This is a genomic window from Pseudomonas kitaguniensis, assembly GCF_009296165.1.
In the GTDB taxonomy this organism is placed as follows: Bacteria; Pseudomonadota; Gammaproteobacteria; order Pseudomonadales; family Pseudomonadaceae; genus Aquipseudomonas; species Aquipseudomonas kitaguniensis.
The window spans coordinates 1-21,645 of the sequence record NZ_VUAZ01000015.1 but is presented as its reverse complement, the minus strand read 5'-3'; the positions used below and the strand labels follow the sequence as shown (position 1 = coordinate 21,645).

Annotated in this window: 26 protein-coding genes and 1 pseudogene; 19 read left to right on the top strand and 8 right to left on the bottom strand. The window is 56.2% G+C overall.

Annotated elements, in window-relative coordinates; genetic code table 11:
• Positions 1-5 precede the first annotated feature (5 nt).
• The 6 genes and pseudogenes from F0169_RS03295 to F0169_RS03270 form a co-directional block, all read right to left on the bottom strand.
• Positions 6-662 carry a DUF1788 domain-containing protein gene (locus F0169_RS03295; protein WP_152745524.1) on the bottom strand — a complete coding sequence of 219 codons (657 nt, stop codon included), beginning with the start codon at positions 660-662 and terminating at the stop codon, positions 6-8.
• Positions 659-1,270 carry a DUF1819 family protein gene (locus F0169_RS03290; RefSeq protein WP_152745522.1) on the bottom strand — a complete coding sequence of 204 codons (612 nt, stop codon included), beginning with the start codon at positions 1,268-1,270 and terminating at the stop codon, positions 659-661. Before F0169_RS03290 ends, F0169_RS03295 begins: the two co-directional genes overlap by 4 nt.
• A complete protein-coding gene (mads1, locus tag F0169_RS03285) occupies positions 1,263-1,466 on the bottom strand; it encodes a methylation-associated defense system helix-turn-helix domain-containing protein MAD1 (RefSeq protein ID WP_152745520.1) in 204 nt (67 codons plus the stop codon). Before mads1 ends, F0169_RS03290 begins: the two co-directional genes overlap by 8 nt.
• A 190-nt stretch (positions 1,467-1,656) precedes the next feature.
• Positions 1,657-1,772 (bottom strand): annotated as a pseudogene (locus F0169_RS27525) (AAA family ATPase); the annotation flags it as partial.
• A 139-nt stretch (positions 1,773-1,911) separates the two neighbouring features.
• Positions 1,912-2,868, bottom strand: coding sequence for a YagK/YfjJ domain-containing protein (locus F0169_RS03275; protein ID WP_152745518.1), 957 nt, complete (start codon positions 2,866-2,868; stop codon positions 1,912-1,914).
• Positions 2,869-3,266: 398 nt separating this feature from the next.
• Positions 3,267-3,464 carry a helix-turn-helix transcriptional regulator gene (locus F0169_RS03270; RefSeq protein WP_102368055.1) on the bottom strand — a complete coding sequence of 66 codons (198 nt, stop codon included), beginning with the start codon at positions 3,462-3,464 and terminating at the stop codon, positions 3,267-3,269.
• Positions 3,465-4,208: 744 nt separating this feature from the next.
• On the opposite strand from F0169_RS03270, the gene F0169_RS03265 reads away from it, so the two are divergent.
• The 4 genes from F0169_RS03265 (at position 4,209) to F0169_RS03250 (ending at position 6,757) form a co-directional block, all read left to right on the top strand.
• Positions 4,209-5,093, top strand: a complete 885-nt coding sequence (locus F0169_RS03265; RefSeq protein ID WP_152745516.1) for a hypothetical protein — start codon at positions 4,209-4,211, stop codon at positions 5,091-5,093.
• 532 nt (positions 5,094-5,625) lie between these two features.
• A complete protein-coding gene (locus F0169_RS03260) occupies positions 5,626-5,886 on the top strand; it encodes a DUF6124 family protein (protein ID WP_152745514.1) in 261 nt (86 codons plus the stop codon).
• A 263-nt stretch (positions 5,887-6,149) separates the two neighbouring features.
• A complete protein-coding gene (gene tnpB / locus F0169_RS03255) occupies positions 6,150-6,392 on the top strand; it encodes an IS66 family insertion sequence element accessory protein TnpB (protein WP_241679043.1) in 243 nt (80 codons plus the stop codon).
• Positions 6,389-6,757 carry a hypothetical protein gene (locus tag F0169_RS03250; protein ID WP_152745513.1) on the top strand — a complete coding sequence of 123 codons (369 nt, stop codon included), beginning with the start codon at positions 6,389-6,391 and terminating at the stop codon, positions 6,755-6,757. Before tnpB ends, F0169_RS03250 begins: the two co-directional genes overlap by 4 nt.
• On the opposite strand, the gene F0169_RS03245 is transcribed toward F0169_RS03250, so the two are convergent.
• Positions 6,754-7,608: an exonuclease domain-containing protein gene (locus tag F0169_RS03245; RefSeq protein WP_152745510.1), complete on the bottom strand. Its 855-nt coding sequence runs from the start codon at positions 7,606-7,608 to the stop codon at positions 6,754-6,756. The genes F0169_RS03250 and F0169_RS03245 overlap by 4 nt on opposite strands.
• 330 nt (positions 7,609-7,938) lie before the next feature.
• Between F0169_RS03245 and F0169_RS03240 the strand changes: the two genes are divergently transcribed.
• From F0169_RS03240 to F0169_RS03190, 11 genes are all read left to right on the top strand, one after another.
• Positions 7,939-8,259, top strand: a complete 321-nt coding sequence (locus F0169_RS03240) for a glycoside hydrolase family protein (protein ID WP_152745508.1) — start codon at positions 7,939-7,941, stop codon at positions 8,257-8,259.
• A 61-nt stretch (positions 8,260-8,320) separates the two neighbouring features.
• Positions 8,321-9,103: an energy transducer TonB gene (locus tag F0169_RS03235; protein ID WP_152745506.1), complete on the top strand. Its 783-nt coding sequence runs from the start codon at positions 8,321-8,323 to the stop codon at positions 9,101-9,103.
• A 9-nt stretch (positions 9,104-9,112) separates the two neighbouring features.
• Positions 9,113-9,802, top strand: coding sequence for a MotA/TolQ/ExbB proton channel family protein (locus tag F0169_RS03230; RefSeq protein ID WP_152745504.1), 690 nt, complete (start codon positions 9,113-9,115; stop codon positions 9,800-9,802).
• 1 nt (position 9,803) lies between these two features.
• Positions 9,804-10,208, top strand: a complete 405-nt coding sequence (locus tag F0169_RS03225) for an ExbD/TolR family protein (protein ID WP_152745502.1) — start codon at positions 9,804-9,806, stop codon at positions 10,206-10,208.
• Positions 10,209-10,294: 86 nt separating this feature from the next.
• Positions 10,295-11,602 (top strand): extracellular solute-binding protein, encoded by a 1,308-nt coding sequence (locus F0169_RS03220; protein ID WP_152745500.1) that lies wholly within the window; start codon positions 10,295-10,297, stop codon positions 11,600-11,602.
• Positions 11,599-12,495 (top strand): carbohydrate ABC transporter permease, encoded by an 897-nt coding sequence (locus tag F0169_RS03215; RefSeq protein ID WP_058412576.1) that lies wholly within the window; start codon positions 11,599-11,601, stop codon positions 12,493-12,495. The genes F0169_RS03220 and F0169_RS03215 overlap by 4 nt, the downstream gene beginning before the upstream one ends.
• Positions 12,488-13,381 carry an ABC transporter permease subunit gene (locus F0169_RS03210; protein WP_058412577.1) on the top strand — a complete coding sequence of 298 codons (894 nt, stop codon included), beginning with the start codon at positions 12,488-12,490 and terminating at the stop codon, positions 13,379-13,381. Before F0169_RS03215 ends, F0169_RS03210 begins: the two co-directional genes overlap by 8 nt.
• Positions 13,378-14,469: an ABC transporter ATP-binding protein gene (locus F0169_RS03205; protein ID WP_152745498.1), complete on the top strand. Its 1,092-nt coding sequence runs from the start codon at positions 13,378-13,380 to the stop codon at positions 14,467-14,469. Before F0169_RS03210 ends, F0169_RS03205 begins: the two co-directional genes overlap by 4 nt.
• A gap of 26 nt (positions 14,470-14,495) precedes the next feature.
• The gene (locus F0169_RS03200; protein ID WP_058412579.1) at positions 14,496-15,257 is read left to right on the top strand and encodes a glycerophosphodiester phosphodiesterase family protein; all 762 of its coding nucleotides are present in this window, start codon (positions 14,496-14,498) and stop codon (positions 15,255-15,257) included.
• Positions 15,257-16,024: an inositol monophosphatase family protein gene (locus F0169_RS03195; RefSeq protein ID WP_152745496.1), complete on the top strand. Its 768-nt coding sequence runs from the start codon at positions 15,257-15,259 to the stop codon at positions 16,022-16,024. The genes F0169_RS03200 and F0169_RS03195 overlap by 1 nt, the downstream gene beginning before the upstream one ends.
• 95 nt (positions 16,025-16,119) lie before the next feature.
• Complete coding sequence (locus tag F0169_RS03190) at positions 16,120-17,244, top strand: ROK family transcriptional regulator (protein ID WP_058412581.1); 1,125 nt, start codon at positions 16,120-16,122, stop codon at positions 17,242-17,244.
• Positions 17,245-17,321: 77 nt separating this feature from the next.
• On the opposite strand, the gene F0169_RS03185 is transcribed toward F0169_RS03190, so the two are convergent.
• On the bottom strand, positions 17,322-17,624 hold the full coding sequence (locus F0169_RS03185) for a hypothetical protein (protein ID WP_152745494.1): 303 nt from the start codon (positions 17,622-17,624) through the stop codon (positions 17,322-17,324).
• On the opposite strand from F0169_RS03185, the gene F0169_RS03180 reads away from it, so the two are divergent.
• From F0169_RS03180 to F0169_RS03165, 4 genes are all read left to right on the top strand, one after another.
• The gene (locus F0169_RS03180) at positions 17,617-17,886 is read left to right on the top strand and encodes a hypothetical protein (RefSeq protein ID WP_152745492.1); all 270 of its coding nucleotides are present in this window, start codon (positions 17,617-17,619) and stop codon (positions 17,884-17,886) included. The two genes, F0169_RS03185 and F0169_RS03180, sit on opposite strands and share 8 nt — an antisense overlap.
• On the top strand, positions 17,883-18,659 hold the full coding sequence (locus tag F0169_RS03175; RefSeq protein ID WP_152745490.1) for a hypothetical protein: 777 nt from the start codon (positions 17,883-17,885) through the stop codon (positions 18,657-18,659). The genes F0169_RS03180 and F0169_RS03175 overlap by 4 nt, the downstream gene beginning before the upstream one ends.
• Positions 18,660-18,792: 133 nt before the next feature.
• A complete protein-coding gene (locus tag F0169_RS03170; protein ID WP_152745488.1) occupies positions 18,793-19,569 on the top strand; it encodes a hypothetical protein in 777 nt (258 codons plus the stop codon).
• A gap of 11 nt (positions 19,570-19,580) precedes the next feature.
• Positions 19,581-21,645 (top strand): lipase family protein (locus tag F0169_RS03165; protein WP_152745486.1); only part of this gene is annotated, 2,065 nt, incomplete at its 3' end.

Below are 21,645 nucleotides of genomic sequence, written 5' to 3'. Positions count from 1 at the left end.
CTTCCTTACACCTGAGACTCGAAAATATTGAATGCGCGGTAATATTTGTCGTCGTGTAGCAAACCGAACAACTCCAGTGACGCGCCCTGTTCCAGCGAATGCCGATACTCACCGGGGAAGAACATCACCGTAGGTTTGTTCTTGGCCGTGCTTTGCAAGTTATTGAGTACGTTGTGCGAGCGGATATAGGGAAAAACTTCTCCGATGCCGGAGAGAAACAAAACGTCGTAATCCTCCCGGGTAATCCGCTCACCAATAGCCGGGATCAGATGTTCCTTGACATCCAAAACACCCTGCAAAAGCTCTAATAGGCTATCTTTGTCTAAATCAGATTCAACTGCCCGGATCTGCTCCCACAAACTGACCCCTTCGTCACCGCCTTCACGAGCTTTTAAAAGATCGATGGTCAGGTCATAGAGGCTGATTTCCAACACCTTCACGCCACGCCCGTGTATGCAATCGACACGCAAGCCAGCAAGCGTATTGACCAATTGCCGCTGCATGCGTTGTATCTCAAAGGCCTCTGCCGCCTTGAATTCGCAGATATAGAACGGCAGATCGTTATTCAGCCCCTTCATTTCCAGAAAGCGCCGTCCACTCATGACATTCACTAGGTGCTCAAAACGAGCCGCCAGCGGCTGCTGACTGATTTTCTGACTCATTGCAGCCACCTTTTAATTTCATGGTCAGTTGCCGGAAATATCATCAATTGCTCTTCACCGTGGCGGGCCAGTAAATGGGCCAGCACTGGAGTTATCAACACAGGCTGAATCTGCTGCTGTGCGCTGATCAAGCTGGCATCTCGTAACATGCGAAACAGATTTTGCCGTAATTTGCTTTGCGTGGACGCAGCCAATTCATCCAGCTCGGCATGCCACAAAGCTTTGGCATTGCAGAAGGCATCGTAATCGCTTGTCGTGAGTTGTAGGCGCATAAGCAGGTAATGCTCGCGCAGAACTTCGCGTGCGAAATCGCGGATAAATGCATAGCGCCGGCATGTTGCAGCCCACAGGAGGTAGCCTTGTTCGCGCATGCTGCCATCCACCAAGAACTCCAGTTCCTCTGGACTCAACAGCTCCAGACGCGCGATCAATTCCTTACTGATACGTGTCGCCGCAGATAATGTACGAACTTGCAACAGGTTTTCACCACGCACCTGCTCCCGCGTATTCTTCCAATCACGCAGCGTTAGATAGCGCTCCACAACCAGCGGTGCCTCCTGCAAAAATAGCCCACCCGTGGTGAAAGAAAGACGATAACGCTCAGCCATCGCTTTGCGCCTGTTGCGATTCGTCACTGGCTCCGCCTGCTTTGACCCAGGTATCTACCTCCACCTTCTGGAATTTCCACAACCGACCGACCTTGTGGGCTGGCATGCTGCGTTTGGCGATCCAGGCATAAACGGTATCCTTGCTGACGCCGAGGTGTTCGGCAATTTCATCAACGCTGTACCAACGATCAGTCATAGCTAAATCTGCCGATAAAAAAACGTGCTGATATTAGCTGTTTTTGTCCGTTTAAATAAGGTTAAAGCTGATTTTCAGGATTCAATTGCGCATTCCACGCTATCCGGCCACCAAGCTCGCCAACATCCCGCCATCCACTCCACGCTCATACGGCCAGAAAGTCGGAGTGCAGCAACGCAGTTTTGCATTGTTAAACTGAAGTCCCTGTCGTCGTTAATTTCGTCACGCGTCTGCGCATCGTTTCACCCCTCAGTTCGATCCGATAAGCGTTATGAACAGCCGATGGAGGATCGCGTCGCCCAGCGTTAGACCCATAACTCCTGCACGCCGTTGGCTGAAATTCCGGCTTCCACACTTGAGGCAGTCAGCAAACAACTTACCTTGTCGCGGCGCGTCAAGTTCCATTCTGCCGCCCACACATAACCCTGACGCTGTCGCTGACGAGCTATCTGCTAATCTGCCCTATCCGCAGACATCGAGCCCCAAAGGGCTTCAACCGGAGCTGCTGATCGTCTTTGACCAGGTAGCGCATCGCATAGTGGACATGACTGCGTATCTTCCGGTCGCTTCGAAGAATCATGCCTATACCCAGCCTGTCGTCGTCTTTGTACTTTTCCTTGTCGTGGTTGCAGCTGTGGAAGTAGCCCTGCCCTCTAGTAATGCGCTCCCACAACTCACCAATCTGCTGGGCCTTGTAGACGTCAGCCCATACCTCGTTACCGTTGAAGAAGAAAGCCGCATGGATGTGGTAGCCGCGATCCTCCCCCTGCTCTACTGCGCAGATATAGCCAATGAGATAGTCGAAAATCGGGTTACGCTCACGCTCAGCGAGCAACCGGTCTAGATCGTCGAATACTTGCTCGACACGCTGCTTAGTCTGAACCGTCTGGCGGTAATACAGATTGACCCGAATGATTAGGGTCCGCGAGTAGCGATCAACCATAGCATCCGAGTAGTCACACACACGCTCCGCCTGCTGCTGAGCCAGATAGCGACGATCCCCCTTCTGGCGGCCATACCGCAGCTCACCAGTCAATTGACGGATCCGGTTAACTAGCACGTTCATACTGCTGTAATGGTCCAGGTAGGCTGTAGCGCTATCGTTTAAGCAAACAGGCCCTGTACAGCTCCGCTCCAGCCCAATGTCCTGGCAGGCGTCCCAGAACGCTTGCAGGTGTTCGCTGTAACGGTATTGGCAACGATCATCGAATAAATCAACCATCTGCTGGATGCGATCGAAGTACCGGGAGAGCCTTGTCCGCTCTGGCGGCTCATGAGCTGAGCGTAAGCCTGGCAACCGGAATGCAGGGGTGTCGCACTGCTCGATAGCCTTGACGAGTCGCTCGATCTGAATCGAGACATCGGATTGGGGGAGGCTGGTGTAGGGGTTGCAGTTGCTCATGATTGTGGACCTGGTAGTCGTTTTCATACCAGATACCGACTGTGCAATTTATAACCAGTGACCTCCCGCCTTGATAACCTCCAATGACTGGACTGTAGGTAAATTATCCATATGTCGTGATGACTATCTCATGGCTAGTAGATTGGTAGTGAATATCTAACTAGGAGCTATTAGCTATATAAATAGATGCAGCTCCGACTCAAGTGAACGCTCCCGACCAGATAGGGCAATAAGGATCAAAGCTCCCAAGCCTTCCGAGAAATTTACCCAACCGCCTTCTGAGGGAGTTAGCCGAGAGCACACCCACCCCAGGCCGCATAAACGCCATGACCGGCAGTGAGCCAGTCATGGCGCATCATGAAAAATCGTGACTCAAACCCGTTACCGTGGTTGCCGGCCTACATCTCTTCAGCCAAATCACGCGCACTGATCCGCGCTTCGATCCAAGCCTCGACCTCACTTTCTACCCACGCGACCGCACGCTCCCCTAATGACACAGGTTTCGGGAATCTGCCCTCGGAGATGTATTTGTACAGCGTCGAGTTCTTAAAGCCTGTAGCCGCCAGCACGTCTTTCTTACGGAGCAATTTCTTCATGGCCGCAGCCCTCTGATTGGTTCAGAGAATTGGCGGGGCCGGTATGAAAAAACTGGTTACTTCCCTCGCAGCGTAAATCGCCCTAGCATTTCCTGATGCTTCAACTGTCTTGAATCCGCCAAGGCAAAACCTACCTGCAAGTGCGAGTCGATTTTAGTGAGGATTTCAATGGCTACCCATCCATTCCGATGTCAGTCGCTCCGCAAATACCTTAGCCGCTCAATCGCCATGACGACGAATGGCCCCTGCCGCGATCAGCCCTTCCCTCGACCATGTCCTTTGCCTGGATAAGCCGCGACGGGCTAATAGAGGCAAACCCTATCTCCTCTCCCATGACCGCTCATAGGTGCAGTCGACATCACTAACTCATTGGCAATGAGAGCACCACCATCAACGCCTCCGCAGGCTCCGACTGACCTCATCGGTACTCGACACAACCTCTGTTTCAACCATCCGCCAGCGCCCTTGTGGCAGCTCCAAAAAAAGATCCTTATTGAAATTGATAAAATCATACGGTAAATGCATCATCCGCTTACCGACTAACCCTTTAAAAACCCTTCTAGACTCCAATAAATACGAAGTTTTTTACGATTATTTAAAACATAGAATTAACCTAGAATAGATATACAATTCTCATTGAATCTTCATAGAGCAATCATAGAGCTGACATAGAATTGCACTAGAATAGCGATCTATAAAAATAGCTATAAACTTAATACTTGTTGTAATTGATAGGATTTATCTATGGCCGTAAGAGATGGCGTTGCTGTAAAGGATGCTGGGCGAGATGAGCTGGCTCAGCTACTCAACGAGTCGAAACAGAGCCCCCGTCGCGACATCTGGTTATGGCTGTACCTTTACCATTTTGAAAAGGCCGACCTAGACCCCGCCACGTGCAACGGACTGACCATGAGGAATACGATCGCTCAGTGCCTGACGCGGAAAAATGATGTGCGCAGGAGATTGAGCCAGGAGAAAGACCGGTTTATGGTCCTGGATGAACACCTCAAATGGATTGACGGCGACGAAAGGCAATATCAGTGGCTGCTAGGCCGGATTGAAGGCATCACGGATTTAGGGCCTCTTCGAGGTCTGCCCCGAGGAGCAGTACACCTCGCCGGAAGAAACCGCCTGATAGCCATGCTCGACCTCTGGAATGCCGATATTGCAGATAAGGCAGACGAAATCGAACGCCTCCGTCGAGAGTGGCTTAGGCACAAAGCAGGGGACGGCGCGTTCGCTTGGTTTGAAGATAAGAAGACAGGCGCAAAACGCTGCGAATGCGCATGGGAGTGGTTGGAGAGAAACCATCAGTCCATGCCGAGAAGACAGCTGCCTATCAGCAGCTATGAAGACCTGCTCATCTTCTTCGACAGAGCGAAGATTGAAAGAAACGAGCAGAAGGCCATTATTCAGCGTATCAAGCAGCGATGGAGCCGCCAGCAGTTCGGCGAACGCACACCAGACAAGAAGCAAGTCAACGTTATGTTGTCGACAACCGTAATCACACTCCTCGATGAGCTGGCAAAAACGCACGATCTAAAGCGTGGCTCGTTTTTGGAGCGGCTGATTACAGCAGAAGCGAAAGCAGGCAAATACCTGACGGAAATCGGAAAACCGTTAACCTAGTGACTCCCTAAGAAAAACGGGGCGCATCGTATTTCCCCGCACTCTATGAATCGGTATTCCAAATGGTATTCCATTAAAATAATTTAACAGATAATTTCTTTATTAATCAATATATTGGATGACCTGTTCAGATTACCCCGGCCCACCAATTCGAAGCATCGACAGAACCCGCCCAGTGCGGGTTTTGCCGTTTCTGGAGATTAAAAACTCCCCAGCAGCCAAGCCTTCGGATCCTTCCTACGAAATGTCGAGCCATCGGTGAACTGGCGCATGCTCCAAAATTGGCGCTAACTTCCCTTTGTCGCTGCCCATCAGCGACCGGCTTTGACAGGCCGAAAAGTGTAACCTGTCACACCCCTTGATTTAGCGGCATGCTTTGCGTGTTCCGTCTCGTTCATGGCGGCTGTGCGTGGGGCATCCTCGGGTGCGCCGGGTTCCTACACTTCCGGTCTGTCAACCCGCGTACAGCTGCCACCCATTACTGTTTGACAGCAGAGGGTGTCAGCTCCTCAAACAGTGTGGGAGCTTCATCATGAAAAAAATCACGCCCAATCCTCCAGCTTCTCTCTTCAGCATCAATGAAAGCGCCAATACCGAAACACTGCTGATCCAAGCCAGCGAAACCCTCGCCTCGCTGGACGCAATCATCACTGACCTTGCCTTCGAGCTTGAAGGCGTACACCGTCAAAAGCTGTTGGGCAGCCAACAATTAGTGGTCTTGGGAACATTATTCATCGAGCGTTTGCTGGCGATACTGGTGCCCACCAACAACGCAAAAGCATCCTCGCAGTAGCACAACAAAAAAAGGCCGAGTCGCGTTACAGCAACCCGGCCTTTTGGAAACTCCGAAAGCATTCCAAAAACTCTACATTCAAAGCGATTAACTGGTCTCCAATGCGGTGCTGCCGATTCTTTTCCGGAGCCGGCACCTCATGAAGCGACCCGACGCTAAAGTCGAAAACCTCTATCTCTGTCCCAAGCCGTCGACTTTCGAAAATCAGTCGACGGCCTGGCTGCCTTGGTCGAGTTGGATATAGAGTGGCAGCGTTCGGGCCGATGCTTTTCGTCTTCCTCAAAGAACTCCGCAACGGCGTTAAAATCCTGTACGGGGAGCACAATGCATTTTACCTTTGGTCCAGGCACCTCGAGTCTGCGCATTTCAAAACCTCGACAGACCTCACTCACAAAGCAGGTACGTCCATGACGCGGTTTTTACGACAACATGGTCAGCCATCAGGAGTGATGCATACTTGGCACCTCCAACTCAGGCGCGAAAAAAACAGGAGCAATGAGAGATGATCGTTCGACGCAATATCAATGAGCCTTTAAGAACCGGATTAAGTCACGAGGAAATGTGGAGTAGCTCAGATCATGGCTTGATCACGTGCTGGGAAGTTGGCCGCAAGCGCGCTGAGGAGAAACCGGAACTCGCCGCTGGATGCAAGAATGGGGAGCTTCCAGTGCTTGGATGGAAAGGCGGTGTAGGTCGCCAGTTGCTCAAGCTTGAAAAATTTGGCTCGCTCAAGTACCTGGCACAGTGGCAAGGCCTCCGGGGAGAAGACCTCGACGTTGACCTAAAGACAGAGCGCACACTTGTTTGCACGAAAACGAAAATGACTGTGACCTTTACGCCGGACATAGCCAAGTACCTTCTGCCTGTCTAAACCGACCGTAGCAGTGCCTTAAAATCGCTTTCCCCCAATATGCGAATTTTCTGCCCTTTAGAAATTAACTCCTCTGCTTTGACATGTTTCGAGCTCTTATCTTTTCCAGCCAATCGGCTGATGTCCTGATCGCCAACGATTAAAAGCGTGGTGTGTTTGGTCACGCCTGCGCCCACCTCACAGCCACTCGCCGCTGCCATCTCTGAAGCATCCCGACGAGATATAGATAGCGCCCCGGTGAACACAACTACGTTTCCAGCCAGGACGCCATCCTGCACCACTGTGAGGCCTTCGGTAGTGCGTAGCGCTGGCGACAGGGGGCGATCAGCGATGGAACACCATTCAACAGCGGAGGAGCCAGTGTGAGCTATGGCGCGAAGTAGTATTTCGCCAGCCGCACGCGCATCTTCAAGTGCGTCGTGGTGTTGAAAGGTAATGCCGAAAGTAGATGCTAGATTTTTCAGCCCATATCCTGATCGGGAAAATTCACTCCATGCTCGGCGCGCCACTCGCGCTGTATCTAGCCAGGAGCAGTCAAAGTGGTCCAGGCCCGAATTCTGGCAAGCTCTCTGCGTAGCAATCCGGTCAAAAGGCATGTGGCTGGCAACAATCTGGCCCGTCACAAATGGAAGGATCCGAGGATAAACCTCCGCCCAAGATGGGGCGCTTGCGATCATGCTTTCATCAATTCCGTGCACAGATACGTTCATCGGGTGAAAGTAGTCGTAAGGGTTGACCAGCGAGCTCCAGGACTCGTGAAGCACCCCGCCCCGGAATACTGCAATCCCTACCTGACAAATGCTCGCTAGATTGGGATTAGCGGTCTCAACGTCAATGACAGTAAAATCCATTTTCAACTCCGGATCGACGAGCAAGGACTAGACCTCGCTCAGGTGTGCTGATATTACCCCTGAGACTCTACATCCCTATCAGAAGAGGTGCGCCGGGTTCCTTGATTCCTGGTCTGCTAACTCGCGCACGGTCGCCACCCTTTTTGTTTATCCGCGATGCATGGCGACTCCAGCACCGTTACGATCACTCAAAATATCGCCCCCCAAAATCCTGCTGATCAAAGCCTGCTAAATCCTCTCGTCGTTGACCCCATCCTCAATGCAACAAAACCGAAACATGCGTGCGCCATATTACAACCCATAAAGAGTAGTAATATTCCGGAGCAGTCAATGCCGTTATTCCTGCCTGAGCATTGGGTATGGGGTTTCTGGTTCATCCAACACGAAGACCACACGCATCGATTCCATCTGTCCGCCCCGCGCAGCCTCAACGCCCCCAACCTGTGCCACTGGAACGTGCGGATCGGCCCTGCGCGGTCTGCGGACTTGCGCAATTGGGAAATCCTGCCGGATGCACTCTGGCCGGCAGCCACGCCGAGCAGGGACGATTACACCACATGGTCGGGCTGTGTGGTTCGCGCTGAGGCAGGGCATTACGAGCGGCGGGCCTTGATGCGCCGCTACGTCACAATTAATACACATAACACGTAGTAATATATTTGTTCCGGCCTCCGATTACGACTAAGCACGTTGTTCACAGATGGGTATTGCCATGCTTTCGCATTGTTTATCGCGCCGCCCGCCGTCGCTCCGGGGCGGGCCAGCCACGGGTGCACTGTTGTCGCCGGCGGTATTTGCTGCGCTGCCGATACCCGACGCTAACCGCCCCGCCGTTAGATGGCAGGTGTATGTGTTTGGCGTGGTGGTGGCGGTGGGCACTCATATCGCGCTGTGGGCGTGGTTGCAAACCGATCGACCGGCCAAGCCACTGGAAGAACCCGCCAAGCCCCTTGCGATCGCTATGCAGATGGTCGCGCCGCCGCCTGCAACGGTCGCGCCCGCGCCTGAACCGGAGCAGCCACCTCCACCACCTCCGCCGCCAATGGAACAGCCGTCACCGATAGCGAAGCCGCGTCCGCAACCCAAGCCTGTTGCCAAGACGACGCCCCGACCTGCCGAGCCCAAGCCTGTCGCCGCCCCTGCGCCGCCAAATGCTGTGCCCACCAAGGATGCCGCGCCAAAGCCTATCGCGGCGCCTGCACCGTTGCCGGTCACCGGCCCCGTGGGCCGAGCGGGCTACCTGAATAACCCGGCGCCGGCCTACCCGCCTGCGGCAGCGCGCAGGCATCAGGAAGGCACCACGCAATTGCGCGTGCACGTTATGCCCAATGGGCGACCCGACACTGTGCAGATCGCTGCCAGTAGCGGCTCGCCTGCGCTGGACGAGGCGGCATTGGCCGCCGTTCGCCAGTGGACGTTCATTCCCGCTAAACGTGGCGATACGGCCATTGATGGCTGGGTCACCGTGCCGCTTGAGCTCAAACTATCTCGTTGAGGTTTTGCCATGACCGATTATTCAACCCTGATTCACCAGGCTTCCATGGGCATTTTGCTGCTGTTTTCGTTGGCTACCTGGGCGTTGCTGATTGCCAAATGGGTTCAACTGATCAAGCTGCGCCGCCAGAACCAACGCTACACCGAACGCTTCTGGTCGACCGCCAGCTTCAAGGCGTCTGTGACCGCCGAAGAGCATCAGGGGCAACTGGCGCGGTTAGCCGGCGCCACGCAACTGGCGCTCAGCAAAGGCCGCGAGGGGCCTTGCCCGGTGGATGGCTGGAGCCGTCAGGAAGTGCTCCAGCGCTCACTGCAAAAGCAGATTCACAGTGAGCGGCATGTGATGGAGCACGGGATGATCGTGCTGGCGTCGATTGGCAGCACCGCGCCCTTCATCGGGCTGTTTGGCACCGTGTTCGGCATCATCCATGCGCTGCAAGCGATCAGCACCGCCAAGTCCGCCAGCATCGCGGTGGTGGCGGCGCCGATCGGCGAGGCGCTGATCGCCACGGGCGTGGGTATCGCGGTGGCTGTGCCGGCGGTGCTGGCCTACAACCTTCTTGGTCGGCGCCTGAAACTGATAACGGCCGACCTCGACAGCTTCGCGCTTAACCTGATGAACCGCGCGCAGCGGCATGGCTTCGACCTCGGCGACGGGCACCTCAGCGACACCCAGCGCCAACTGAGCGGAGCAGCCTGACATGGCCTTCACTACGAGCAACGACGAGAGCACCATCAGCGACATCAACATCACCCCTTTGGTCGATGTGATGCTGGTTCTGCTGGTGGTCTTCATCGTGACGGCGCCTTTGCTGAACAACGCGATCCCGCTGAATCTGCCGCAGACCGTCGCCACGGCGACCCTGGACGACAGCAAGCCGGTGGCGATCAGTATCGATGCCGCAGGCAGCGTGTTCATCGATGAAAAAAAGACGCCGCTCGATGGGCTCGAGCAAGCATTGGTCGCCCTTAAATCCCAAGACCCCGAGGTTGCGCTGACACTGCGTGCCGACACGCTCACGGGTTACGGCCGCGTCGCTCAAGTGCTCGCGCTGGTGCAGAAAGCGGACATCGCCCGGCTGTCGGTGATCACGCAAAGTCAGTAACACCCGGCTGGAACGACTTACTGGCAACTCCCTGAGTTGCACACGTTATTTACGTCGGCCCGTGCTGACTTCAGCGGTTATAGACCATGCGTTTTAGAACAGTTTTAGCGGCTGCGATACTGACGGCGGCGAGTGCAGGCTCGGCATGCGCCGCCGATGCCGGCGTCGAATTCTGGTATGGGCATACCGGTGCTGCCAGTACGGCGATCCAGACCCTGTGCGAGCGCTTCAACTCGACCCACCCGGAGTTGCTGCCAATGCGCTGCATCGCTCAGGGCTCCTATGAGCAGAACCTGCAAAAAACCGTGGCCGCCTACCGCTCGGGTAAAGCCCCGGCGCTGGTTGAAATCTACGATGTGGCCACGCCGGAGATGCTCAACAGCGCGGCGGTTCTGAGCCTGGAAGAGTTCCTGCAAGCGTGGCACAAAGTGCCTCAAGACCGCTTGTTGCCCGCCGTGGCCGCGTACTACAACAATGCCGATGACAAGCTCTGGGCGCAGCCGTTTGCGACGTCCACGGCGGTGCTTTACAGCCATGCCGATCAGCTCGCGGCGGCGGGAATCACCCAAGCGCCGGATACGTGGGAAGCCTTCGGCGCGGCCTTGGTCGCCCTGAAAGCGCATGGCAGCAAATGCCCCTCGGTCACAGATTTTGGCCCCTGGGTGTGGCTCGAACAAAGCAGCGCCGTGATGGGCGCGCCCTTGCTGAGTAAAGACGCCACGCAGTGGGTATTCGATCAAGGCCTGCACCTGCGCCTCATGCAATCGGTTGCGCAGTGGATGGCCGATGGTTTGCTGATTGATCAGGCCGCCACCCGCAGCGGCGGCCAGGAGCTGGCGTTCGCGTCCGGCGACTGCGCGCTGCTGGTGGGCTCGACCGGCGCGTCGAAGCTGATCTACAGCGCTGATTCCGATGACGTGAACGCCCATTTTTTACCGGTATTCGCTGGTCAGCAACGCGCCGCGTCGCTCCCGGGTGGGGCGGCGTTGTGGGTGTTGCGCGGGCAAAGTGAGGCTCAGTACCAGACCGTTGCCGAGTTTCTGATGTTTCTGCGAGAGGTGTCGGTACAGACGCTGTTCAGCCAGGCAACCGGTTATTTGCCGGTCACACAGGGCGCTGCCGCTGCCGCCCTTGCGCAACTGCCTGCCCGCAATGCAACCGTGGTCGGCCTTAATGCCTTGGCGCTGGGTCATGAAGCAAAGGCATTCGAGGTACGCCCAGGGTTTACCACCTTGCTGCGACTCGCCTGGCAACAACAGGTATGGAGTGCGCTCGCCCGGCAGAAGCCGATGGCAGATGCGTTGCACGAGGCGGCGCAAAAGGGTGACGCATTGCTGCGTTTGTTCGAGAACACCTACGGCCCCAGCGCGACAAACAAAGGCGTCAAACCATGAGCCATAACGCGCAGTTCTCCCAGCGCTTCTTGCCGTTGCTTCTTGCATTCCCGCAATTGTTGGCGGTGCTACTGTTCTTCTATTGGCCGACCGTGCAGGCGTTCTGGTGGTCGTTTCATTATGTGCAGCCGTTTGGCGGCAGCGAAATCTTCGCAGGGCTGGCCAACTACGTCAGGGTGCTTAACGACCCGAGCGTGCTCTCATCGCTGGGCACAACCTTGGTCTTCAGCCTGTTCAGCACGTTGCTCGCCTTGGCTATGGCGCTGGTGCTGGCCGCCTGCCTGCAACTGAAAGTTCGCGGCTACAAGATTTTCAGCAATGTGCTGATCTGGCCCTATGCGGTGTCGGGGGCAACGCTGGGGATCATCTTCCAGGTGCTGGCCAACCCGATCTTCGGCCCGCTGGCTTGGATCAATCACTGGGTGCCCGAAGCCTGGGCGCCGTCTGCCAAAGGCTGGCAGGCGATGACGCTGTTGGTGTTTGCCTACGCCTGGTGCCAGTTGCCCTTCAACATCGTGATGATCGTCGCCAGCTTGCAGTCGGTGCCCGAGGATTGCCTGGCGGCGGCGGCACTCGATGGCGCGAGCCCATGGCAGCGGTTGCGTGACATCCAACTGCCGATGGTCGCGCCTTATCTGTTCTTCGTGTTCGTGGTCGGGCTGCTGGACAGCTTGTCCAACAGCTTTGGCCTGGTCGAGCGACTGACGCACGGCGGGCCGGGCAATGCCACCGAAATCCTCGCGTTCAAGATCTATCAGGATGGTTTTGTCGGCATCGATCTGGCCGGTTCTTCAACCCTGTCGGTGCTGATGCTGGTGGTGGTGGTCGTGCTCAGCGTCACTCAGTACCGCTACCTGGCTTGGCGCAATCGCCGGAGAGAACATCATGGTTGAACGTCACCCGCTCTCGACCGCGCTGGCCTACGCCCTGCTGCTGCTGGGCGCTGTGTTTGCGCTCGGGCCGCTGTACCTGGCGCTGTGCGCGGCGTCGGTGAGCAACGAGCAAATTCTTGCGCACGGCATGCCCTGGCTGCCAGGCAGCCAGTTGTTCGTCAACGTGGGCGAGGTGCTGCACACACTCGACGTAGTCACGTTGATGGGCAACAGCCTGATCGTGACGGGCATGGTGGTGGTCGGCAAATTGGCGTTATCGGCACTGACCGCATTTGCCGTGGTGTATTTCAAGACGCCGTTTAAATCGCTGATCTTTGTGGCGGTGCTCGGCACCCTGCTGTTACCGGTGGAGGTGCGGATTATCCCGACCTACGCGGTCGCAGGCGATGTGCTGGGGCCACTGCGCGCACTGCTCGACCTGCTCGGGATTGCGGCGATCCCGGTGCCGCACATCAACTTGCTCGACACGTATCCGGGGCTTGCGCTGCCATTGATCGCGTCGGCGACCGGCACGTTTTTGTTCCGCCAGTTCTATCAAACGCTGCCCTCCGACCTGGTAGAGGCCGCGCGCCTGGATGGCGCCAGCCCTTGGCGGTTTTTCGTCGACATTCTGCTGCCGCTGTCGAAAACCAATTTCGCGGCGCTCGGCACGCTGGTGTTTATTTCGGCCTGGAAGGACTACCTGTGGCCATTGGTGGCCACCAACCGCACCAGCATGCGCACGCTGGTACTCGGCGCGGCCAATTTTGCGCCCGCCGATGCCACTCAACTTCCACAGTGGTCGCTGCTGATGGCCGCCACTTTGCTCAGTCTGATTCCGCCCATTCTGGTCATCGCTGTGATGCAGCGCTGGTTCGTCAAAGGGCTTGTAGGGGTAGGTAAATGACTCGGTCTACAGTCGACAGCGCAGCGCCGGCCATTCGTGTCAGTGGGCTATCAAGGCGCTACAGCAAGCACGGCCCAGCGATTCTTGATGGGCTGGAAGTGGAATTCCCCGCCGGGCAGTTCAGCGTCATCCTCGGCCCGTCGGGGTGCGGCAAGTCGACCCTGTTGCGGCTGGTCGCCGGCCTCGACAAGCCGGATGCGGGCAGCATTCATATCGGCAGTGTCGACGTTACCCGGCGCCCGCCCAACGAGCGCCAGTGCGCCATGGTGTTCCAGAACTATGCGCTGTACCCGCACATGACGGTCGAAGACAACCTCGGCTACGGGCTGAAATTGTCGGGGGTTGGCCGCGAAGAACGCTTGGCGCGTGTGCAGGCCATCGCCAGCACGCTTGGGCTGCACGCCTTGCTGGCCAGAAAGCCCGGGCAATTGTCTGGCGGCCAGCGCCAGCGCGTCGCCATTGGCCGGGCGCTGGTGCGTAACCCGCCGGTGCTGCTGTTCGATGAGCCGTTGTGCAACCTCGACAGCGGCCTTCGCCAAGAGATGCGCGCAGAGTTGCGGCGCATTCACCAGGACACCGGCGCCACCGTGCTGTACGTGACGCATGACCAGACCGAGGCGATGACCCTGGCGGACCGCGTAGTTGTGCTCAACAAGGGCCGGGTGGAACAGATCGACACGCCCCACGCGCTCTATAAACGCCCGGGTTCTACGGTGGTTGCGCGCTTTTTCGGCGCCACGCCGATGAACCTGATCGAGGTGGCATGCAGCCCTGAAGGCCTGTTGATTTTGGGCGACGGCCAAGTCCTGCCGTTCAGGTCCCCGGCCACTGTCGCAACCCCTCGCCCGCTGGTGCTGGGGGTGCGTGCCGAGCACCTGAAAGTCGCCGCCACCGGCGTGGTCGCCACTGTTAACGCGGTGGAGGACTTGGGCAGCCACCGCGTCATTCATTGCCGGGTCGCGGGGCAGCCGGTGCTGGTCAGTCACTCGGAGTCGCCGGCAGTGCACGTTGGCGCAACCATCAGCCTGTGGTTTCCGGCCGACGAAGCCTTGCTGTTCGACGGCGCCAGCGGTCAACGAATTTCCTGATCTTCCATTGAGGATGACGTTTACACATGAACGATAAAACACGCGTGGTTCAAAGCAACTTGATTGCGCACCGTGGCGCGAGTGCGTTCGCCCCGGAAAATACGCTGACCGCCATTGAAATCGCTGCGCGGATGGGCGCGCAGTGGGTCGAGATTGACGTCAAGCTCACCCGCGATGGCGCCCTTGTAGTCATCCATGACGACACCCTGGATCGCACCACCTCCGGGCACGGTGCAGTAGTGCTCAACACGCTTGAGCAGATTCGTTCACTGGACGCGGGCCGATGGTTTTCGAACACCTACGCGGGCGTGACTGTGCCCACCTTCGAAGAAGTGGTCGACACCGCGATTTGCCTGGGGCTGGGCCTGCAGGTCGAGCTTAAGCCGACCATCGGTGATGACCTGGAAACCGCTGAGGCGGTGATTCCGTTATTGCGCCAGAAATGGCCGCTCGGCCCTCACCGGCTGTTCGTGTCGAGCTTTTCGACGCGCGCGCTCGGCAAGGCGCGGGCGCTGTGGGAAGAGGTTCCGCTGTGCCTGGCCAGCCTGGTTGCGCCGGCGGATCCGGCCGCGCTGCTGGCGGAATATGACTGCCAGATCCTGCATGTGGTCGACCCGTTTCTGGATGAGGGCCATTTGAGGCGTCTGCGCGACAGCGAAGTCGAGTTTGCCGTGGCGACGGTGAATGACCCACAGCGTGCGCGCTATCTGTTAAGCCGTGGCGCCCAGTCGGTGCTGACCGATTATCCCAACCTGTTGGACATCAACGTACGTCAGGGAGCTATCTGATGAGTCTGGAGTATCGGCTGCACGTCACTGAACGCCTGGCCGCCAGCGCCGCGAACATTGCGCTGGGCTACTTCCACAACCTCGCTTCGCTGTCGGTGATGGTCAAGCATCCTCAAGACCTGGTGTCATGTGCCGACCTGGAGGTCGAGAACCATCTGCGCGCGCAACTCACGCGCGAGTTTCCAGGCGAAGCGTTACTCGGCGAAGAACTGGGCGGTGACCTGCAGGGGCGTGGCTGGGTGATCGACCCGATCGATGGCACCGCCAACTTTGTCAGCGGGTCGCCGTTGTGGGGCATTTCGATTGCCTATGTCGAAGGCGACGAGTCGCAGGTGGGGGCCGTGGCCTACCCCGCGCTGGGTTACACGCTGAGCGCCGCCAAGGGCTTTGGGCTGCGCAAGAACGGCGTGTATACCGAGCGAACCGCGCAGTGCGAGGGGCTGAAAGTGGCCGCCATTGGCGAGAACCGGCACTGGCGCCCGGAACACATCGGCGCCATGGAATTGCAGTTTCGCCAGGCCGGCTGGGGCGTTGCAGGTTACCGCTGCGCGACCATCGGCCTGGGTTTCGCAGCACTCGGCTACACAAGCGGCTACGTGGAACGCTACACCAGCGTGTGGGATATCGCCGCCGGGCGTTTGCTCTGCAGCGAAGCAGGCCTGAGCATTTCGACCCAAGGGCTCGCCGTACCCTTCGGGCTCACACTCGTGGCGGGCACCCAACCACTGTGTGACTTGGCCCACACTGTTCTGTCGGCGCCCGCATGAAAATTTCATGAATTCGACCCCCTGCGCCATCAGAGGCTTTAGACTGCCGCGCTAGCGCAAAATCTACTCATTGCACAGTTGAAGCCGACACACTCATGGACGCAGAACACCTTCTACAGCGCGATTACCACCCCAGCCTGAACGAGCGCAAAATTCTCGATATTTTGCGGCGCAGCGGTGGAATCACCCGAGCCGCCGTGTCGGCAGAAATGGACCTGGCGCAACAGTCCGTGCACCGCATCATCGAAGACTTGATCAGCCGAGGCTTTATTCGCACGGGTCAAGCCGTGAAGAACGGCCGCGGTCAACCGAGCCTGCGCCTGGAACTCGCCAACGAGGCGGTTTATGTACTGGGCATCTCCATCAATACGGATTCGGCGGTGGTGTGCATCGCCGACTTTGCGTGCAACGTGCTGGAAGAAGTCACGCTGCGCACCCCGCCGCTGAGCTTGAATTCGACGCTGGAAGCACTCGGCAAAGTCATTGACCGCATGCTCCTGCGCAATGGGCTAAGCCGCGATCATCTGCTGGGTGTCGGCGTGGCGATTGCCGGCTACTTTATCGACGAGGGCCGCGTCAACGCCCCCGAGCCGCTGCAAGACTGGTCACTGATCGACCTGCGCCCGCTGCTGGAACAGGCGCTTGATATGCCGGTGTGGTTGAAGAACAACGCCACCACCGGGGCGATTGGCGAAAGCCTTATCGGCGTAGGCGCCTGGGCGAGCAATTTCGTGTACCTGTCGTTCAATTACGGCTTCGGCACCGGCATCGTCATCGACGGCAAGCCGTACTTCGGCAGCAATGGCAATGCGGGCGAAGTCATGCTGTACACCCACGATGAAGTCGAGCGGCGCCCTGCGCTGCGCTACTTGATGGATGCGCTGCACAAGCAGGCTATTCAGATCGACTCCATCGAAGACCTGCGCAACCGGTTCGACATCAACTGGCCGGGTGTCGATGAGTGGGTCGAGCATGTACGGCCCGGTCTGGATCGTTTGATCAATACCCTGACCGGCTTGTTCGACCCGCAAGCCATCGTATTCGGCGGGCAGGTGCCTGCCGAACTCGGGCGGCGACTGATCGACAATGTGAGCTTCTGGGGCTCACCGCGCTATGGAACGCCCGCGCCCCGGCCCAAGCTGTTACTGACCGAAAGCAACGGTGATGCCGCCGCCATTGGTGCTGCATTGATCCCGTTGAAAGAGCGCTTTTTTCTCTAGCCCGCCAGGCGCTGCAGGGTTTGGCTGGCTGCCAAAAACACTGCACGCGCACTTGCTGTGCGGGCGTCTTCAGGTTTTCAGGTTGCGCAACCGTAGCCAGCGCGATTGCTTGATGACATTAAACGGTCGGGTTCATCGAACTCGGACTCGGGCAATAACCGCTTCACTCCGTCACCTTTCTTGGCAACTTCATCCCAAGCCCAACCTGAATCAGAGAAAATTCCATTTATATATAGGAAGTTTCCTGCATATTTTCTTTGCGCACCTTGTTTAACCTGATTTTTAGCCCCCACACGCCACAGGCGCGCATGCAAGCGTTCGCCCATGGCTTGCAAGTGGGTCCACGCTACAAGTCCGGCAAGGAACAGGCGGATGTTCAAAGCAACTTCTCAAACGCGTTTCAACCTGGCGACCAACGATTTAAAACATGAGGTTCAGGCTTTTTCGTTCATTGGCCAGCCGTCCATTAGCACGCCCTTTTCTTTTGAGCTGGAACGGGTCAGCGAACCTGCTGGCTTGAATATCGGACGTCTACTGCACACACCAGCCTTTATGGTATTCAACAGCACTGGCGCAGGTATTGGGCCAATTTACCGCGTTGCGCAAAGTGATGGGTCTGTGCAAGGAGAGGCCTCGCAATGACGCATTTACTTGAATTCCTGTTCTTGGGAGCCTGCGTAGTTTTGACAGCAGGGTGTACTGCCGGGAATTCGGAGAGTTTCACGTTTATAGCTGATTTCCCACCTGACTTCACTTATGAGGCCGTCGCCAGATATGCCCCCGCCAAGGGAGAAACGTGCACGGTTAAAAAGCCCCATGTCGGTTACAACCAAAGATGGCACCTGGACTACAAAGAACGATACAAGCCGGCGTGGAAAATTCCCATCTATCGAATTTTTGAAGGTTGTCCATTAGTCATCTATCGCGTCAAACTTGAAATGTACGGCGCTTATGGAGAAGCGCGTGGTGACTTCGGCGCAGATACAGCGATGATTATTGTTAGAGAACAACTGGAAGATAAGTACAAAGGGGTTTTTGATTCTGCTGGAGAGGGCGCGATAAATGGCCAGTGTCAATGGCTGTTCCGTACTATCGGGCCTGAGCGTTATATTTCCAAGCTTCTCGACTGCAAGAAAACTGACGATCAGGGTTTGGTGACGAAAGGGCGCCCTGTAGGGGCTTACACCTTGGATCAACTACCGGGTAAAACTGTAAAGCTGAAAATCAACTTAACTGAAGGAGAAATACCTGCAATCGGAGATACTTGGGTCAAAGTCCCGAATGGCTGGAAACGTTGCATGGGCAAAGCAACTGAAGACCAATATGCGTTCTGTTTTGGAAACCACAAAGACTTCAGCAGTTTCAAGATGCCTGATGGGCGCATCTGCACCATTTACCCCGGCTGTACAGAATAAGGAAACGCTCAATGAGCGCATTGGATGAAGAGATAAAGCACCCGTTACATAGCCGCACGTTTAACTGCCCACCCCAAGGCAACTGGACGATTCTTCAGCTAGTTGATGGATCTCTGCAAGGGAACGCCTCGCTATGACGAATGCACTTAAAACCCTGTTCCTGGGGGGCTACGTAATGCTGACAACAGGGTGTGCTACCGGGGACTCGGAGAGCTTCACCTTCATGGCTGATTTTCCTCCTGACTTTACTTACGAAGCAGTCGCCAGGTACGCACCTGCCAAGGGAGAAACATGCACGGTTAAAAAGCCTCATATAGGTTACAACCAAAGATGGCACTTGGATTATAAAGAACGCTACAAGCGCGACTTGGAAATCCCCATCTATCGCACCATTGAAGGCTGCCCATTAGTTATCTATCGCGTTGAAATTAAAGTCTACGGAACTTATGGAAAGCATCGCGGCGAGTTCGGAGTTGATTCAGCGATGATAGTTATTAGAGAGCAACTGGAAGATAAGTACAAAGGGTATTTCAACTCTGCTAACGAGAGTGCGATAAATGGTCAGTGTCAATGGCTATTTCGTACCATGGGGGCTGAACGTTATATTTCAAAGGGGCTCGTGTGCAAAAAAATCGACGACCACGGCTTGGTAACTAAAGGGCGTCCTGTAGGGGCTTACACCTTGGATCAACTACCAGATAAAACCGTAAAACTGAAAATCAATTTGACTCAAGAAGAAATACCTGCAATCGGAGATACTTGGGTCAAAGTCCCGAATGGTTGGAAACGCTGCATGGGCAAAGCCCTTGAAGACCAGTATGCGTTCTGTTTTGGAAACCATAAAAACTTCAGCAGTTTCAAAATGCCTGATGGGCGCAGCTGCACCATTTACCCCAACTGTACAGAATAAGGAATATATCAATGAGTAAGTTGGATGATGAGCTGAGGCACCCGCTAAACGATCGCATGCTTACCTGCCCTATTCGAGGCAAATGGACCAGCTTTCAGTTAGTTGATGAAAATGGTGAAGGGCAACCTTATTCCGGATTAACTTACGAAGTCATTGACTCAGAAGGTTATACCTACGAGGGTAAACTCGACGCTACAGGCGCAGGCAAAGTCGAGAACCACTTCGCGGGGCCGGTAGCGTTGATTTTCAAAAAGCCGTATCAGGGTGGAAATGAATTTTATGCCTATCTACAGAAAAGGCCTCACTACCCACTCCCGATAACTGAACTGCAAGTTCGCGCCGAGCAAACCCGCCACCTTCATAAAGACGGCTCGCGCACTGCAACAAACCCTGCGCAAGCGTGTGCAGACTTTTTCTTCCAGGTCGAAGTTCGTCATTTCGTCGACCATGTTGCGCATCTGCCGCCTGAAGTCGAGTGTCAATACCCGGCCATGCGGCGCTGGGCCTCGCTGATGCAAGAGCATGGAAAGCGTGGGGTCTGCTTGCTTGCCAATAAACACAGCGTGTTGGAGGTTCGCCCTTTACGCGCCCTGTGTCCGATGCTGTCTACTGACCCGCAGTTCTGTGCACTGAACCCGTATCAGCTCGCCATTATGGCCACCTTGAGCTACCACCCGTTTGGGCAAGAGCCCGACAAGGCGCCCATCAGAGACAAGAAAGTAAGTTTCCCGAGCAAACCAAGTATGGGTAACTGGTTCGGTGATGCGTTGGCCAAATTCGATGAAATCTGGACAGTGGACCCAGCCCAAACCACCGCGTACTACCCACTATACGAAGATGTGCCGTATTCAAAACGCCTGGAAATCGTACCGTTTGACCCTGATCTGTACCCCGCGAACAGCCCGGATTTAGAAGAAAAACAGGAGCACCCGGCCAGCATTCACTTTCTGGATGATCGAGACCAAATTGATAACACCGACACCCAAGCGTTTATCACGCACAACGATGAGTTGATCCTGATTTCCGTACGCGGCACCAATGAAATAATCGCGGACGCCCTGCGTGATGCCGATGCACTTCAAGTACCTTTTGCGGAAGGTGTGGGTAACGTCCACCGAGGATTCTATGAGGCTGCGCTTAAAGTCTATGAACTTACGGTCGATTATCTCGAGAAGTTCTACACCGGCCAAAAACTGATCATCTGCGGTCATAGCCTGGGCGGCGCCATCACCTTGTTGCTCTCGGAAATGCTACGTCGGCAGAAAAAGTATAGTGCCGACATCACGCTCTACACCTACGGCGCCCCAAGAGCGGCTGACGCCACCTTCGTAAAAGCGGCCGCCAACCTGGTGCATTACCGCATGGTCAACCACAACGACCCGGTGCCCAGCGTGCCCGGCACCTGGATGAACACCAAAACCCCGGTCTACGCGACTGGCGCCGCCTTAACCTTCGTAAACGTCCCCGTCGGCCTCTCGGTGTTCGTTGCGGGCATTACCAACCTCAGCGGCGAGCCGTATGAACACCACGGCACGTTACGCCACTTCCTCCCGGTGGAGTTGGGCGGCAAAGAAACCTCTTCCATCCTCTGGCAGCCCGGTTGCGACACCATTACCCAGCACGCCGCCTGCACATTGGCCGTGCAGCAAATCAACGGACTGCCCGACCGCCCCGGGCTTATCGCTCAAGGCTTAAAGCACAAAGGCAACCATTCAATGGTTGGAGGCTACATTCCCAATTGCTGGGCCGCGCTTCGACGCGCGCAGGAATCGCTGCAGCTCAAACGCTCGCTGGTCACCCCGCGTGAATTCGATTTTGTAGACACTGCTCTGATCCGCATTAACGAACAGTTGTTCCTCCGCCGCCGAGACTTGTATGCGCGTGGCGATAAATACCGCGAAAACCACGAACCTGCGGTTGAAGCGTTCAGTCGAGAAACCCATAAAGTGCAACAGACGCGTGACCGCTTGGCCACGTTGCGTTATGAGAAGGTGACCGCTGCGAACGTCTACGGCTTGCTTTCAGAAGACGCGGAAGCACTCGCAGACAGCCTGTTGCGCTGGCAGGCTCACGCGG

What these genes read in the sequence shown, in the direction of transcription:
- F0169_RS03220 (WP_152745500.1), top strand. Translation starts at nt 10,295, where the DNA reads ATGCGTTTTAGAACAGTTTTAGCGGCTGCGATACTGACGGCGGCGAGT.
- F0169_RS03250 (WP_152745513.1), top strand. Translation starts at nt 6,389, where the DNA reads ATGATCGTTCGACGCAATATCAATGAGCCTTTAAGAACCGGATTAAGT.
- F0169_RS03225 (WP_152745502.1), top strand. Translation starts at nt 9,804, where the DNA reads ATGGCCTTCACTACGAGCAACGACGAGAGCACCATCAGCGACATCAAC.
- F0169_RS03210 (WP_058412577.1), top strand. Translation starts at nt 12,488, where the DNA reads ATGGTTGAACGTCACCCGCTCTCGACCGCGCTGGCCTACGCCCTGCTG.
- F0169_RS03215 (WP_058412576.1), top strand. Translation starts at nt 11,599, where the DNA reads ATGAGCCATAACGCGCAGTTCTCCCAGCGCTTCTTGCCGTTGCTTCTT.
- F0169_RS03190 (WP_058412581.1), top strand. Translation starts at nt 16,120, where the DNA reads ATGGACGCAGAACACCTTCTACAGCGCGATTACCACCCCAGCCTGAAC.
- F0169_RS03245 (WP_152745510.1), bottom strand. Translation starts at nt 7,608, where the DNA reads ATGGATTTTACTGTCATTGACGTTGAGACCGCTAATCCCAATCTAGCG.
- F0169_RS03230 (WP_152745504.1), top strand. Translation starts at nt 9,113, where the DNA reads ATGACCGATTATTCAACCCTGATTCACCAGGCTTCCATGGGCATTTTG.
- F0169_RS03200 (WP_058412579.1), top strand. Translation starts at nt 14,496, where the DNA reads ATGAACGATAAAACACGCGTGGTTCAAAGCAACTTGATTGCGCACCGT.
- F0169_RS03270 (WP_102368055.1), bottom strand. Translation starts at nt 3,464, where the DNA reads ATGAAGAAATTGCTCCGTAAGAAAGACGTGCTGGCGGCTACAGGCTTT.
- F0169_RS03265 (WP_152745516.1), top strand. Translation starts at nt 4,209, where the DNA reads ATGGCCGTAAGAGATGGCGTTGCTGTAAAGGATGCTGGGCGAGATGAG.
- F0169_RS03290 (WP_152745522.1), bottom strand. Translation starts at nt 1,270, where the DNA reads ATGGCTGAGCGTTATCGTCTTTCTTTCACCACGGGTGGGCTATTTTTG.
- F0169_RS03205 (WP_152745498.1), top strand. Translation starts at nt 13,378, where the DNA reads ATGACTCGGTCTACAGTCGACAGCGCAGCGCCGGCCATTCGTGTCAGT.
- F0169_RS03235 (WP_152745506.1), top strand. Translation starts at nt 8,321, where the DNA reads ATGCTTTCGCATTGTTTATCGCGCCGCCCGCCGTCGCTCCGGGGCGGG.
- F0169_RS03175 (WP_152745490.1), top strand. Translation starts at nt 17,883, where the DNA reads ATGACGCATTTACTTGAATTCCTGTTCTTGGGAGCCTGCGTAGTTTTG.
- F0169_RS03170 (WP_152745488.1), top strand. Translation starts at nt 18,793, where the DNA reads ATGACGAATGCACTTAAAACCCTGTTCCTGGGGGGCTACGTAATGCTG.
- F0169_RS03180 (WP_152745492.1), top strand. Translation starts at nt 17,617, where the DNA reads ATGTTCAAAGCAACTTCTCAAACGCGTTTCAACCTGGCGACCAACGAT.
- F0169_RS03260 (WP_152745514.1), top strand. Translation starts at nt 5,626, where the DNA reads ATGAAAAAAATCACGCCCAATCCTCCAGCTTCTCTCTTCAGCATCAAT.
- mads1 (WP_152745520.1), bottom strand. Translation starts at nt 1,466, where the DNA reads ATGACTGATCGTTGGTACAGCGTTGATGAAATTGCCGAACACCTCGGC.
- tnpB (WP_241679043.1), top strand. Translation starts at nt 6,150, where the DNA reads ATGCTTTTCGTCTTCCTCAAAGAACTCCGCAACGGCGTTAAAATCCTG.
- F0169_RS03240 (WP_152745508.1), top strand. Translation starts at nt 7,939, where the DNA reads ATGCCGTTATTCCTGCCTGAGCATTGGGTATGGGGTTTCTGGTTCATC.
- F0169_RS03295 (WP_152745524.1), bottom strand. Translation starts at nt 662, where the DNA reads ATGAGTCAGAAAATCAGTCAGCAGCCGCTGGCGGCTCGTTTTGAGCAC.
- F0169_RS03195 (WP_152745496.1), top strand. Translation starts at nt 15,257, where the DNA reads ATGAGTCTGGAGTATCGGCTGCACGTCACTGAACGCCTGGCCGCCAGC.
- F0169_RS03275 (WP_152745518.1), bottom strand. Translation starts at nt 2,868, where the DNA reads ATGAGCAACTGCAACCCCTACACCAGCCTCCCCCAATCCGATGTCTCG.